Raw genomic sequence first — 14,106 nt, 5'->3', positions numbered from 1 at the left:
AAGGCGATCAAACGCGCGATTGCGCCCCCTGTTCGGACAGCGGATCGACCCGGCGCAAAAGAAAACGGGGCGGGTTTGCACCCGCCCCGTTTCCCGAAATATCGCGGACCGATCAGGCCAGAGCGAGATTCGTCGCCGATTCACGGCCATCGCGGCCGGATTCGATGTCGAAGGTCACTTTCTGACCGTCGTTCAGCTGACGGATGCCAGCGCGCTCAACAGCAGAGATGTGGACGAAGATGTCCTTGTTGCCATTGTCCGGCGCGATGAAGCCATAGCCTTTGGTGGTGTTGAACCATTTCACGGAGCCCGTAGCCATCGTGATGTCTCCTTCAAACTTGCCGCCTGCACCATTGCAGCGGCCCGGCTCAGTCAGTGCAGAATCGAAAGACTGGCCGATGAAGGAACAGCGGGTCGATAAAGGTAACGTCGCCCGGCAAATATGGGGCGGGGTCGGGAAAAAAGCAAGGATAATGCGCGGAAAAAGAATGCGGTGGCAGATCTGCCCATTTCGGCAAGAGATACTGCGCAAAACGAACATCTATCGTGCTTTTTGTTCAAAGTTTCGCTTCAAATTGTGTCACGACCCGGAAAGCATGCGGCAAAGGGGGATATTCATGACCAAGACCTGCATTCTGATCGGCGCGCCGGTCGATACCGGCCAGCGCAATCCCGGGTGCCTGATGGGGCCGGCCGCCTATCGCGTGGCGGGGCTTGCGCAGACACTGGCCGATCTGGGCCATCGCGTCGAAGACCGTGGCGATATGGCGCCGCGCCCGGTCCACGGCGCGACCTGCGCCAACCCGGCGGTGCATCATCTGGACGAAACCCTGGGCTGGACCGCGGCCCTGGCCGAGGCCGGGGCGCGGGCGATGGATCAGGGCTTTGCGATCTTTCTGGGCGGCGATCATTCGCTGTCGCTGGGTTCGGTCGCAGGCGTGGCCCGCCATGCCCGGGCGGCGGGGCGGCCGCTGTTCCTGCTGTGGCTGGATGCGCATTCCGATTTCCACACTTTCGAAAGCACGACATCGGGCAACCTGCACGGCACGCCCGTGGCCTATATCGCGGGCCGGGCAGGCTTTGCGCCGCTGGCGCCCTTTCCCGCCCCGATCCCGCCGGAACACATCTGCCTGTTCGGCATAAGGTCCGTTGACCCGGCCGAGCACAAGGCGCTGCTGCACCACCGGATCGAGATCAACGACATGCGCGTGCTGGATGAACGCGGCATCGTGGCCCCGCTGCGCGCCTTTCTTGACCGCGTGCAGGCGGCGGGCGGGCTGCTGCATGTGTCGCTGGATGTGGATTTCCTGGACCCCTCGATCGCGCCGGCAGTGGGCACCACCGTGCCCGGCGGCGCCACCTTCCGCGAGGCGCACCTGGTGATGGAACTGCTGCATGAAAGCGGGCTTGTGACCTCGCTTGATCTGGTCGAGCTGAACCCCTTTCTGGATGATCGCGGGCGCACCGCGAAGCTGATGGTGGATCTGGTCGCCAGCCTGATGGGCCGCAAGGTCTTTGACCGCAAGACACGGAGTTTCGGATGATCGCCCCGTCCCGCCAGGCGCTGGTGCCCTTTGTTTCCGTGGCCAACATGATGCGGCTGGTGCACCGCATCGGGCTGGAAACGATGCTGTCCGAGCTGACCGACGAAATCGAGGCCGATTTCCGCCGCTGGCCGGATTTCGACAAGACCCCGCGCGTGGCCTCGCACAGCGACGTGGGGGTGATTGAGCTGATGCCCACCTCGGACGGGCACACCTATGGCTTCAAATATGTGAACGGCCACCCCAAGAACACGCGCGAAGGCCTGCAGACCGTCACCGCCTTCGGCGTGCTGGCCGATGTGGACACGGGTTATCCGCTGCTGGTGTCGGAAATGACCTTGCTGACCGCGCTGCGCACCGCCGCCAGCAGTGCGCTGGCCGCGCGGTATCTGGCACCGCGGGGGGCGCGGGTCATGGCAATGATCGGCAACGGCGCCCAGTCGGAATTTCAGGCGCTGGCCCTGCATGCCGTGAACGGCATCAAGGAGGTGCGCCTGTGGGACATCGATCCCGCCGCCACCGCCAAATGCCGCACCAATCTGGCCGGAACCGGGCTGCGCGTGGTGCCATGCGGCAGCCCCGAAGAGGCGATCGAGGGCGCGCAGATCATCACCACCTGCACCGCGGACAAGCAGTTGGCAACGATCCTGACCGACAACATGGTCGGCGCAGGCGTGCATATCAACGCGATCGGCGGCGATTGCCCGGGCAAGACGGAACTTGCCCCCGGCATCCTGCACCGCGCCGATATCTTTGTGGAATACCCACCGCAAACCCGGATCGAAGGCGAGATCCAGCAATTGCCCCCCGACCACCCGGTGACCGAGCTTTGGCAGGTGATCACCGGCGCCGCACCGGGCCGGGTGACGGACGCACAGGTGACATTGTTCGACGGGGTGGGCTTTGCGGTCGAGGATTTCTCGGCCTTGCGCTATGTCTTGCGCCGGTTGCAGGGCACACAGCTGTTCGAGGAACTGGACATGATCGCCGACCCCGACGATCCGCGCGACCTGTTCGGCATGCTGATGCGGGCCCGGTAAGGGATAGTGACCGACGAAGGGGGGCTGTCTGCCCCCCCACGGGCCCCGCCCTGCGGGCCGGGCCCGCCCCCCGAGGATATTTTGGCAAAGCCGAAGATCAGCGCGCGAACTGGGCGCGCCATTCGTCAAGCGCGGGATTGTCGCCCGCCGCAGATGGCATCGCCGGGGCGCCGGCCCCGGGCGCCGGCGTGCGAACGCGGAGATAGTGCGCCTCACGCGCGCCGAAATAGAAGCTGACGATCGCCCCCAGAAGCCACCAGAGCGGCTCGGGCACGGCGGCAAGGCCCACCATGCGTTCGGCGAAGCTGACCGGGTCCACCATGGCATGGATGAACAGCCCCAGCGTGCCCAGCGCCAGCATCGGACGCGGCATCCGGTTCAGCCCGTTCACGAAACGGTCGAACCAGCCCCCGCCCACATACTGGAATTCGGCACCATGTTGGCCCAGCGCCGCGACATAGGCCGCATGGGCGGCCTCCATCTTCCTGGTTGCGTTGGGAACGAAGACCTCGGCCACGCCAGTGGCGGCATTGCCCAGCGCCGTGGTCGCGGCAGCCCCGCCGAAGATCTTGTCGATCAGCCCCATGATGCGGTCCTTTCCTTGTGTTCTGCGGCGGTCAGGTGAAAGCGCGACGTGATGAATTCCTCGGCGCGGCGGATCCAGCCGCCCTTGTCGCCCTGCCGGGTGCGCGCATATTTCCGGCTGGCCGGGCGCGCATCGGCCAGGGCATAGTAATAGTTGCGCCGCGCGATCCCGTAGGCATCGGCGAAATGGTCGGGCGCGGCGGCAGCGGCGGCATGGGCGGCGGCGATGGTCTGTGGCCCAAGGACACCGTCCACGGCAACAGGCTCGCCCATCTGGTTCAGCAGCCGCTGCAGGATGCGGATCGCCTGCGCGCCCGCATTCACATACATGTCGAAGACCGAGGCCTGGATCGGGACGGGCAATTCCCCCAGACGCGGCGCATCGAAATAATGACGGATGAAGATGTCTTCGGCCTGATCAGGGCTGAGCGCGCGCACATCGGCCACCGTCACGCGGCCATCGCCCGTCAGGTCGATGCCAAGCCGCTGCAGGGTCGCCAAGGTGACGCCGTATTTGGTGGCGCCGCCCGGATCATCCGGGTCATTCACATAGCCGCCTTCACGGGCGACGATTTCACGGGCAATGTCTTTGACTGATTTCATGGCGGTGTCCCCAGGTTTCCCAGGGGAACTGTCCGCCATGTTCCGTTAAGGCCGCCTTGGGGCAGCGAACGATCAGCTGTTCGGGTCCTGATAGACGCCCTGTTCCTTGAGCGCGTCCATCACTTCCTTGGGCATGTAGGTTTCGTCGTGCTTGGCCAGGATTTCGCTGGCGACGAAGACCTCGCCCTCCATCCGGCCGGTGCCGATCATGCCCTGGTTTTCCGAAAACAGATCCGGCAGCACGCCCGAAAAGCGCACCGGGATCACTGCGGCGCCATCGGTCACGTTGAAGGTGATCACTTCGCTTTCGCCGCGCTTCAGGCTGCCATCCTCGACCAGACCGCCAAGGCGGAACACCTCGCCCTCGGCCGGGGGCTCTTCGACCACCTGGATCGGCGAGCGGAAGAAATTGATCCCGTCGCGCATCGCATAGCCAATCATCGCGGTGGAGACCACCAGCGCCAGGGCTGTGACCAGAAGCACCTGGATGCGGCGTTTCTTCTTCAGGCTCTTCATCGTCACTCCTTACGGGAAGACGGGCGCCAGCATAAGCCCGGCTGTTTCCTCGTTTCCAAGCATCAGGTTGGCGTTCTGCAAGGCCTGCCCCGACGATCCCTTGGCCAGATTGTCCAGTGCGACAACAACCAGGGCACGCCCGGGCAGCCGATCACCGATCACGCCCACATGCACGAAATTGGACCCGGCGATCGACCGTGTCGAGGGGAGTGTGCCAAAAGGTAGCACCTCAAGAAAGACCTCGGGGGCGTAGCGTTCGGCCAGGGCGGCGTGAATCTGCTGCGCATCGCCGCGCAGATAGACGGTGGCCAGAATGCCCCGGTTGAAGGGCATCAGGTGGGGGGTGAATTGCACACGCACCGGCCGGCCCGCCAACTTGCTGAATTCCTGATCGAATTCGCCAAGGTGGCGATGCGCGCCACCGGCGGAATAGGGATGCGTGCCACCCGACAATTCAGCATGCAGCAGGTTTTCCCTGAGACTGCGGCCCGCCCCGGACACGCCCGCCTTCAGGTCAATCACAATCTCGTCAAGGTCGACCACGCCGGCCTGGATCAGCGGGCGGATGGCATATTGACCAGCCGCCGCATTGCAGCCGGTGCCGGCCACCAGACGCGCGGCACGAATCTCATCACGATAGAATTCGGTCAGGCCATAGACCGCCTCGGCCTGCAGATCGACGGCCGCATGGGGCTTGCCATACCATTTTTCATAATCCGCCGGATCACGCAGACGGAAGTCGGCGGACAGGTCCACAACCTTCAGGTCGCGCGGCAGGCCCGCGATCACCGCCTGGCTTGTAGCATGGGGCAGCGCGCAAAAGGCCAGGTCGATGCCGGAAAAGTCGATATCCTCGATCTTCACCAGATCGGGCAGGTCCAGATGACGCAGATGGGGGAAGACCTCGCCCATGCTCATCCCCGCCTTGCGGTCGCCCGACAGCGCGGTGATGCGCATCGTGGGGTGGGTCGCGATCAGGCGGACAAGTTCCGCCCCCGTATAGCCCGAAGCGCCAAGGATGGCGATGGTCTGGGTCATGGCAAGGCTCCTTCCGTGTCAGGCGGTTTCGAACTTGATCGGGTGGCGCAGGAACTGCGTCGCCTTGGACGACACCGAGACCGGATCCCCCGTGGTCAGGAATTTCGACACCTTGCCCGGCCCCGCGAATTCGGGATGCCGGGTCAGATAGTCTGCAAGACTTTCCGCGACCAGATTGGCCTGGCTATAGACCGCGACATCGGCCCCCAGCGCCTCTTGAAAAGCCTTTTGCATCAAGGGGTAATGCGTGCACCCCAGGATCGCGGCCTCAGGGTGGGGCATCCGGCGCTTCAGCGCCTCGACATGGCTGCGCACCAGCGCCTCGGCCAGAATTTCATCGCCCGACTCGATGGCATCGACCACGCCGCCACAGGGCTGTGCCTCGACATCCACCCCGATGGCGCGATAGGCCAGTTCGCGTTGAAACGCGCGGCTTGCCACGGTGGCGGGGGTGGCGAACAGCGCCACATGCTTGACCGCCACCTCGCGCGGGGGGGAATTGTCGCCCCACTGGCGTTCGGTCAGCGCCTCGATCAGCGGAACGAAGACGCCCAGAACGCGCTTGTCGCGGGGCACCCAGCTTTCCTGCATCCGCTTCAGCGCCGCGGCGGACGCCGTGTTGCACGCCAGGATCACCAGATCGCAGCCCTCGGCCCAAAGCCGTTCCACCCCCCGGCAGGTCAGCTGATAGATGTCCTCGGCATCGCGCACACCATAGGGCGCATGGGCATTGTCGCCGTAATAGACAAAGGCGACGTCGGGCAGCCGCTTTGCCACGGCCTCATAGACCGTCAGCCCGCCAAGGCCCGAATCGAAAACCCCAACCGCCATGCCTGTCTCCTGCGTTTTTCAGGGTGCGCCCGGCACGCGGCTGCGACCGGGTCGCTTTCTCATAAGCTGCATTGCGGCGGAAATAAACGCCCGATTCTTACTCGGCCGCCATGCGATCGGGGGCGCCCCCGGCCCGGAACGCGGCCAGCAGTTCTGCCCGCCGCGCCGCCGCCTTTTCGACCGCCGCGTCCTTGACCGGGCCAAAACCCCGGATCGCCAGCGGCAGTTCGGCCAGCTCGCGGGCGATACCCATCGTGGCCGGGGTGACGGCAGGCAGGATCTCGGCCAGGTCGGCCTCATATTGCGCGATCAGCGCGCGTTCGGTACGCCGTTCCGCACTGCCGCCAAAGGGATCGAAGGCGGTGCCCCGCAGCCCCTTCATCCGCGCCAGAAGCCGGAACACCGGCACCATCCAGGACCCGAATTCCCGCTTTTTCGGTCGCCCGTCGGGCCCCGTGCCGCCCAGGATCGGCGGGGCCAGGTGGAAGGTCATGCGAAAATCGCCGCCAAATTCCGCCCGCGCCTTGTCCGCTGTCTGCAGATGCAGCCGCGCGACTTCATATTCATCCTTGTAGGCCAAAAGCTTGTGATAGCCCCTGGCCACGGCGTCGCGCAGGTCTTCGGGCGCACGGGCGACCAGCGCGCGGAACCGATCGGCCAGCGCCGTATCCTGATATTGCGCCAGATGCGCGGCACGAAACGCCACCGGGTCCGCCTTGGGCCGATCCGCCTCGGGCGCGATCAGGCGGGCGGCGGCCTCGGGCATCGCCACGGCCCAGCGGCCCAGATCGAAGGCACGGCTGTTCGCCGCCACCCCGGTGCCGTTCAGCTCGATCGCCCGCAGGATCGCCGCGCGCGACAACGGCACATAGCCCTGCTGCCAGGCCGCGCCCAGCACCGCCATGTTGGAATAGATCGAATCGCCCAGCACCCTGCGGGTCAGTTCGGTGGCGTCGAAAAACGCAAGCCGATCCCCCAGCCGGGCCTGCAGCCCAAGCCGCAGCTGGCCGGCCGGCAGATGGAAATCGCGGTTGCGGGTGAATTCGCCGGTGACGATTTCATGCGCATTGACCACCGCGCCGGTGCGTCCCGTGGTCATCAGCCCCAGCGTCCGGGCCCCCGCCGTCACCACCAGATCGCCGCCGATCACGCAATCGGCCTCGCCCACGGCCACACGGATCGCACTGATATCGTCGGGGCGATTGGCCAGCCGCAGATGGATGTGGACCGCGCCGCCCTTTTGCGCCAGGCCCGCCATTTCCATCATGCCTGCGCCCTTGCCGTCGATATGCGCGGCCATCGCCAGCACCGCCCCCACCGTCACCACGCCGGTGCCGCCGACCCCGGTGATCACCACGTTATGGGTGCCGGAAATGACGGGCAGCGCAGGTTCCGGCAGATCGGGCAGGGTGAAATCGGCGGTCGCGGCCTTTTTCACCTGCGCCCCCCGCAGCGTCACGAAAGACGGGCAAAAACCCCTGAGACAGGAAAAATCCTTGTTGCAGCTGGATTGGTCGATGGCGCGTTTCGTGCCCAGTTCGGTTTCCACCGGCACGATCGAGACGCAGTTCGACTGCACCCCGCAATCGCCGCAGCCTTCGCAGACATCGGTGTTGATGAACACGCGGCGATCCGGGTCGGGGAAGGCGCCGCGCTTGCGGCGGCGGCGCTTTTCGGCGGCACAGGTCTGTACATAGACGATGGCGGACACGCCCGGTGTCTTGGCAAGACGGTCCTGCACCGGCATCAGCCCCGCGCGTTCGACCTTTTCAACATCGGCCGGGAAGGCGCCGGGGTCGATCTGTTCCTTTTCGTCATAGACCACGACGATCGGCTTTACCCCCATCGCCTGGATCTCACGCACGATCTGCGGCGCGGTCAGCCCGCCCTCGTTCTGCTGCCCGCCGGTCATCGCCACGGCGTCGTTGAACAGGATCTTGTAGGTGATGTTGGTGCCCGCCGCCAAAGCCGCCCGGATCGCCAGACTGCCCGAATGATTGTAGGTGCCATCGCCCAGGTTCTGGAACACATGCTTGCGGCTGGAAAACGGCGCCTCGCCGATCCAGTTCGCACCCTCGCCCCCCATGTGGGTAAAGCCCTGCGTGTCACGGCCCATCCATTGCACCATATAGTGGCAGCCGATCCCGGCATAGGCGCGGCTGCCCTCGGGCACCCTGGTGGAACTGTTGTGCGGGCACCCCGAACAGAACCAGGGCGTACGCGTGGCAATCTCGGGCGCATTGTCGGCGCGGCGCGCATCGGCAATGCGGGCCAGGCCCGCCTTGACATGTTCGGTTCCGCGGCCTTCCTCGATCAGGATCTTGCCGATCTTTTCGGCAATCATCACCGGGTCCAGCGCATAGCGGGTGGGGAACAATTCTTCCCCCGTCTGGTCATGGCGCCAGCCCAGCACGCGCCGGCCACGCCGGTTGTCAAAGATCGCTTCCTTGACCTGCACCTCGATCAGCTTGCGCTTTTCCTCGACGACCACGATCATTTCCAGGCCTTCGGCCCATTCGGAAAAGCTTTTCATATCCATCGGAAAGGTCTGCCCGACCTTCCAGGTCGTCAGGCCCAGCCGCTCGGCTTCGGGGCCGTCGATGCCCAGCAGCGCCAGCGCATGGACCAGATCCAGCCAGTTCTTGCCCGCCGCGACAAAGCCGATCCTGGCGCCCGCCCGGCCATGCACGCGCCGGTCGATACGATTGGCGCGGGCGAATGCCTCGGCGGCAAAGCGTTTGTGGTCGATCATCCGCGCTTCCTGCGCGACCGGCGTGTCGCCCAGCCGGATATTCACCCCCCCGGGTGGCATCTTGAAATCGGGCGTCACGAACTGCATGCGGAACGGATCGCCATCGACCACCGCCGTGGCCTCGACCGTGTCCTTCATCGTCTTCAGGCCCACCCAGACCCCGGCGAACCGGCTGAGCGCATAGCCGTAATGGCCGAAATCCAGAATCTCCTGCACGCCGGCAGGCGACAGCACCGGCATGTAGGCATCGACCATCGCCCAGTCCGACTGATGCAGCACGGTCGAGCTTTCGCCGGTATGGTCATCGCCCATCGCCATGATCACCCCGCCCCTGGCCGAGGTGCCCGCCATATTGGCATGGCGCATCACGTCGCCCGACCGATCCACCCCCGGCCCCTTGCCATACCAGAGCGCGAAGACGCCGTCGTATTTCCCCTCGCCGCGCAGTTCGGCCTGCTGACTGCCCCAGATCGCGGTGGCGGCCAGATCCTCGTTCAGGCCGGGCTGAAACAGCACATTGGCTGCCGAAAGCTCTTGCTTCGCACGCGCCATCTGCAGATCGACCGCGCCCAGCGGGCTGCCGCGGTAGCCGGTGACATAGCCCGCCGTGTTCCACCCCGCCACCCGGTCACGCGCGGCCTGCGCCAGCACCAGCCGCACCAGCGCCTGGGTGCCGTTCAGCAACACCGGGCTTTTCGCAAGGTCGAAACGGTCGGCCAGAGAAATATCCTGCCTGCCCATCATTCCCCCCCTATCCGAACTAGGCCTTCCCAATGGTAGGTCAAAAATATTGACCTACAAAGGGAAATTTCCGTTGCCACATCTTTGTTATCGGCTTCAGGGCAATATATGCGATGGTGCGCGACAATATGCTGATATTCGGGAAGGCGGCGGAAATGGATTGGGACAAACTGAGAATCTTTCATGCGGTGGCGGACGCGGGGTCGCTGACCCATGCGGGCGATGCGCTGCACCTGTCCCAATCGGCCGTCAGCCGCCAGATCCGCGCGCTGGAGGAAAGCCTTGGCACGACGCTGTTTCACCGCCATGCGCGCGGCCTGATTCTGACCGAACAGGGCGAATTGCTGTTCGATGCCACCTCGACCATGGCACGCAAGCTTGACACCGCCGCCGCACGCATCCGCGACAGCGAGGAAGAGGTGTATGGCGAACTGAAGGTGACCACCACCACCGGCTTTGGCACACTGTGGCTGGTGCCGCGGCTGACCAAGCTTTACGAACGCTACCCCGACCTGAAGATCGACCTGATGCTGGAAGAACGCGTGCTGGACCTGCCCATGCGCGAGGCGGACGTCGCCATCCGGATGAAAGAGCCCAGCCAGGCCGATCTGATCCGCAAACGGCTTTTGACCATCCGCATGCGGCTTTATGCCACCGCCGAATATCTGGCGATGAATGAACGCCCGAAAACCCTGCACGACATCGCCCGGCACCGCCTGATCTGCCAAAGCCCAACCACGCCGCAGATTCAGGCAGGCGCCTCGCTGGTGCAAAAGCTGCTCAGCTTCGAGGTGCATTCAACGCTGATGGTGAACAATTACTTTGGCGTGCTGCAAGGCGTGCTGAACAACATCGGCATCGGCGTCCTGCCTGATTACCTGACCGTGGATTTTCCCAATCTGGAACGCGTCCTGCCCGATGTGGAATCGGTCGAGGTGCCGGTCTACCTGGCCTACCCGGAAGAGCTGCGCCAATCGCGCCGGGTCGCGGCATTCCGCGACTTCGTGCAGGAAGAAATCCTGAACTATCGCCGCGCCCAGATTGTCGACGCAACCCAGGATTGAGGTGAGGCATTACCGCAACGCATAGCGGCCATGATGCATCTGCAGCAAGATTTCCCTTGAATGGTTCGCACACTGCCCATAAATCGTGCTTCGAAGGCGATGACCTGAGGAAACTCTCATCACCTTCTACCTCCCTGTTGGACTATGGCCGAGCTTTGTCTCGGCCTTTTTTTTGCCCTGCGCCAGAATTCCACGCTTTTCGCACCAAATCGGCCTTTCCCGAAAGCCCCCCCTGTTCTAAGAGGCGGCATCTGCACGAGGAGGCCCCGATGGAAGAGCCGAAGATCAACCCCGACCTGATCGCCGCGCACGGGCTCAAGCCCGACGAATACGATCGCATCCTGGACATCATCGGCCGCCAGCCGAGCTTCACGGAACTCGGCATCTTCTCGGCGATGTGGAACGAACATTGTTCCTATAAATCCTCGAAGAAATGGCTGCGCACGCTGCACACCACCGGCCCGCAGGTGATCTGCGGCCCGGGCGAAAATGCAGGCGTCGTCGACATCGGCGACGGGCAGGCCGTGGTCTTCAAGATGGAAAGCCACAACCACCCCAGCTATATCGAGCCGCATCAGGGCGCGGCCACGGGCGTGGGCGGCATCCTGCGCGACGTCTTCACCATGGGCGCGCGCCCGATCGCGGCGATGGACGCGCTCAGCTTCGGCCTGCCTTCGCATCCGAAAACCGCGCATCTGGTCAAGGGCGTGGTCGAAGGCATCGGCGCCTATGGCAATGCCTTTGGCGTGCCGAACGTGGGTGGCGAGGTACGCTTCCACGCCGCCTATAACGGCAACTGCCTTGTGAACGCCTTTGCCGCGGGCCTGGCCGATGCCGACAAGATCTTTTATTCCGCCGCCTCGGGCGTGGGCATGCCGGTGGTCTATCTGGGTGCCAAGACCGGCCGCGACGGCGTCGGCGGCGCCACCATGGCCAGCGCCGAATTCGACGACACGATCGAGGAAAAGCGCCCCACCGTGCAGGTCGGCGACCCCTTCACCGAAAAATGCCTGCTGGAAGCCTGCCTTGAACTGATGGCCTCGGATTCGGTGATCTCGATCCAGGACATGGGCGCCGCGGGCCTGACCTGCTCGGCGGTGGAAATGGGTGACAAGGGCGGCCTTGGCATCAAGCTGCAACTGGATGCCGTGCCGCAGCGCGAAAAGAACATGACCGCCTATGAGATGATGCTGTCCGAATCGCAGGAACGCATGCTCATGGTGCTGAAGCCCGAAAAAGAGGCCGAGGCGCGGGCGATCTTTGAAAAATGGGATCTCGATTTCGCCATCGTCGGCGAAACCATCGCCGAGGACCGCTTCCTGATCCTGCATGGCAATGAGGTAAAGGCCGATCTGCCGCTGTCGAAACTGTCCTCCAGCGCACCGGAATATGACCGGCCCTGGGTGGAAACGCCCGCCGCCAAACCCTTCCCCGGCCTGCCTGCGATCACGCCGATCGCGGCGCTGAAGGCACTGATCGGTTCGCCCAACTACGCCCACAAGGGTTGGGTCTGGGAACAATATGACACGCAGGTTGGCGCCGACACCGTACGCCGTCCCGGTCTGGGCGCCGGCGTGGTCCGCGTGCATGGCACCGAAAAGGCGCTGGCCTTCACCAGCGACGTCACCCCGCGCTATGTGCGCGCCAACCCCTTTGAAGGCGGCAAGCAGGCCGTGGCCGAAGCCTGGCGCAACCTGACCGCAGTCGGCGCGACGCCGCTGGCCGCAACCGACAACCTGAACTTCGGCAATCCCGAAAAGCCGGAAATCATGGGCCAGTTCGTCGGCGCCATCAAGGGCATTGGCGAGGCCTGCCGCGCACTCGACTTCCCGATCGTGTCGGGCAACGTGTCACTTTACAATGAAACCGACGGCAAGGGCATCCTGCCCACGCCCACCATCGGCGCCGTGGGCCTGCTCGCCACGCTGGATCAGCTGATCGCAGGCCCCCCCGGCGCGGGCGATCTGGCCGTCGTGATCGGCGAAACCCGTGGTCATCTGGGCCAGTCGGCCCTGGCCTGTGAAGCCTTCGGCATCGAAGAGGGCGACGCCCCCCCCGTGGATCTGGCGACGGAACGGCGCAACGGCGAATTCCTGCGCGCCAACCGCAAGCTGGTGAAGGCCGCCAGCGACCTGTCCGACGGCGGGCTGGCGCTGGCCGCGTTCGAAATGGCCGAGGCGGCGGGTATCGGCATCACGCTGGACGCCGGCGACACCGGTTTCCTCTTTGGCGAGGATCAGGCCCGCTACCTTGTGGCGGTTGCCGCCTCTGACCTTGCCGCGCTGACCGCTGCCGCCAAGGCGGCCGGTGTTCCGGTGGCGCTGGCAGGCCAGTTCGGCGGCGACACGGTCACGCTGGGTGGGGACAGCGCACCGCTGGCCGTGCTGCGCACGCTGTACCGTTCAGCCTTCGCCAAAGCGATCGAAGGCTGAACCCGGAAGACGGGGGGCTGTCTGCCCCCCGCACCCCCCGAAGGTATTTTCAGCAAGATGAAACAGCCGCTTCTTCTTGGCTGAAATACTCCCGCCGGAGGCTTCCGCCCGCGGAGCTGGAAGAACAGCTGGCCCTTGCGGGCCCGCCCCGTGCGGCCTAGATTCCCCGAAAGGACGCGAGGAGAACGCCATGCCGATGGAAGCCCACGACATCGAAGCCCTGATCCGCAGCCGGTTTCCGGATGCAAAGATCACCATCACCGATCTGGCCGGGGACGGGAACCACTGGGCGGCAGAGGTCATTGACGCCTCGTTCAAGGGCATGAACCGGGTGCAGCAGCAACGCGCCGTCTATGCCGCGCTGCAGGGTGCCATGGATGGGCCCAATGGTGCGCTTCACGCCCTGGCGCTGACCACAAAGGCGCCCGACTGAGGGGCGATGACTGTGGGCGGGCCTGACTTTCGTCAAAGCGCCGGGCACACAGGAATGCAACACGACAGCGGACGGACCGCGAACAGGAACAGACACATGACCGCAATCGACCAGATCAAGCAGGACATCGCCGCCAATGACGTGGTGCTTTTCATGAAGGGCACCAAGGAAATGCCGCAATGCGGCTTTTCCAGCCGTGTGGCCGGCGTATTGAACTTCATGGGCGTCAGCTACAAGGACGTGAACGTTCTGGCCGATGCCGACATCCGCCAGGGGATCAAGGATTTCTCGGACTGGCCGACGATTCCGCAGCTTTACGTCAAGGGCGAATTCGTCGGCGGCTGCGATATCGTGACCGAGATGACCCTGTCGGGCGAGCTGGATCAGCTGTTCGACACCAAGGGCGTTGCCTACAACAAGGACGCCGCCGACCAGATCCGGGCCGCGAACGCCTGACCCACCACAAGCCGTGCAAGGCCCCGCCCGGGTGGGGCCCTGCACGGTTCGGGGCGGTCTTGGCCCGGTTG

At 64.6% G+C, this 14,106-nt stretch carries 13 protein-coding genes; 6 read left to right on the top strand and 7 right to left on the bottom strand.

The annotated features are described in order from the left end of the window. Positions 1-112: 112 nt before the first annotated feature. The gene (locus tag ACK8OU_RS08300) at positions 113-319 is read right to left on the bottom strand and encodes a cold-shock protein (RefSeq protein ID WP_250040567.1); all 207 of its coding nucleotides are present in this window, start codon (positions 317-319) and stop codon (positions 113-115) included. Between the two features lie 298 nt (positions 320-617). On the opposite strand from ACK8OU_RS08300, the gene rocF reads away from it, so the two are divergent. After that, on the top strand, positions 618-1,544 hold the full coding sequence (rocF, locus tag ACK8OU_RS08295; RefSeq protein ID WP_410302907.1) for an arginase: 927 nt from the start codon (positions 618-620) through the stop codon (positions 1,542-1,544). Then, positions 1,541-2,584, top strand: a complete 1,044-nt coding sequence (locus ACK8OU_RS08290; protein WP_410302906.1) for an ornithine cyclodeaminase — start codon at positions 1,541-1,543, stop codon at positions 2,582-2,584. The genes rocF and ACK8OU_RS08290 overlap by 4 nt, the downstream gene beginning before the upstream one ends. A 97-nt stretch (positions 2,585-2,681) precedes the next feature. On the opposite strand, the gene ACK8OU_RS08285 is transcribed toward ACK8OU_RS08290, so the two are convergent. From ACK8OU_RS08285 to ACK8OU_RS08260, 6 genes are all read right to left on the bottom strand, one after another. Then, on the bottom strand, positions 2,682-3,170 hold the full coding sequence (locus ACK8OU_RS08285; RefSeq protein WP_410302905.1) for a holin family protein: 489 nt from the start codon (positions 3,168-3,170) through the stop codon (positions 2,682-2,684). Beyond that, a complete protein-coding gene (locus ACK8OU_RS08280) occupies positions 3,161-3,772 on the bottom strand; it encodes a holin-associated N-acetylmuramidase (protein ID WP_410302904.1) in 612 nt (203 codons plus the stop codon). The genes ACK8OU_RS08285 and ACK8OU_RS08280 overlap by 10 nt, the downstream gene beginning before the upstream one ends. Before the next feature lie 72 nt (positions 3,773-3,844). Next, positions 3,845-4,288: a cytochrome c maturation protein CcmE gene (ccmE, locus tag ACK8OU_RS08275; RefSeq protein WP_410302903.1), complete on the bottom strand. Its 444-nt coding sequence runs from the start codon at positions 4,286-4,288 to the stop codon at positions 3,845-3,847. Between the two features lie 9 nt (positions 4,289-4,297). Then, positions 4,298-5,326, bottom strand: a complete 1,029-nt coding sequence (argC, locus tag ACK8OU_RS08270; protein WP_410302902.1) for an N-acetyl-gamma-glutamyl-phosphate reductase — start codon at positions 5,324-5,326, stop codon at positions 4,298-4,300. 18 nt (positions 5,327-5,344) lie between these two features. Continuing rightward, positions 5,345-6,157: a glutamate racemase gene (murI, locus tag ACK8OU_RS08265; RefSeq protein WP_410302901.1), complete on the bottom strand. Its 813-nt coding sequence runs from the start codon at positions 6,155-6,157 to the stop codon at positions 5,345-5,347. 97 nt (positions 6,158-6,254) lie between these two features. Then, positions 6,255-9,650 (bottom strand): indolepyruvate ferredoxin oxidoreductase family protein, encoded by a 3,396-nt coding sequence (locus ACK8OU_RS08260; RefSeq protein WP_410302900.1) that lies wholly within the window; start codon positions 9,648-9,650, stop codon positions 6,255-6,257. A 155-nt stretch (positions 9,651-9,805) separates the two neighbouring features. Here ACK8OU_RS08260 and ACK8OU_RS08255 point away from each other — a divergent pair, with 155 nt between their 5' ends. The 4 genes from ACK8OU_RS08255 to grxD all read left to right on the top strand — a co-directional run bounded on the left by ACK8OU_RS08255 (position 9,806) and on the right by grxD (position 14,035). Beyond that, a complete protein-coding gene (locus ACK8OU_RS08255) occupies positions 9,806-10,714 on the top strand; it encodes a LysR family transcriptional regulator (protein WP_410302899.1) in 909 nt (302 codons plus the stop codon). 269 nt (positions 10,715-10,983) lie between these two features. After that, on the top strand, positions 10,984-13,146 hold the full coding sequence (gene purL / locus ACK8OU_RS08250; RefSeq protein WP_410302898.1) for a phosphoribosylformylglycinamidine synthase subunit PurL: 2,163 nt from the start codon (positions 10,984-10,986) through the stop codon (positions 13,144-13,146). 190 nt (positions 13,147-13,336) lie between these two features. After that, entirely contained in the window at positions 13,337-13,579 is a 243-nt protein-coding gene (locus ACK8OU_RS08245) for a BolA/IbaG family iron-sulfur metabolism protein (protein WP_250040183.1), read from the top strand. 96 nt (positions 13,580-13,675) lie between these two features. Further along, positions 13,676-14,035 (top strand): Grx4 family monothiol glutaredoxin, encoded by a 360-nt coding sequence (grxD, locus tag ACK8OU_RS08240; protein ID WP_410302897.1) that lies wholly within the window; start codon positions 13,676-13,678, stop codon positions 14,033-14,035. Positions 14,036-14,106 lie beyond the last annotated feature (71 nt).

It is taken from the genome of Pontitalea aquivivens, from assembly GCF_046507575.1.
Classification (GTDB): domain Bacteria; phylum Pseudomonadota; class Alphaproteobacteria; order Rhodobacterales; family Rhodobacteraceae; genus Pontitalea; species Pontitalea aquivivens.
This window is presented reverse-complemented; position numbering and strand designations above follow the sequence as displayed.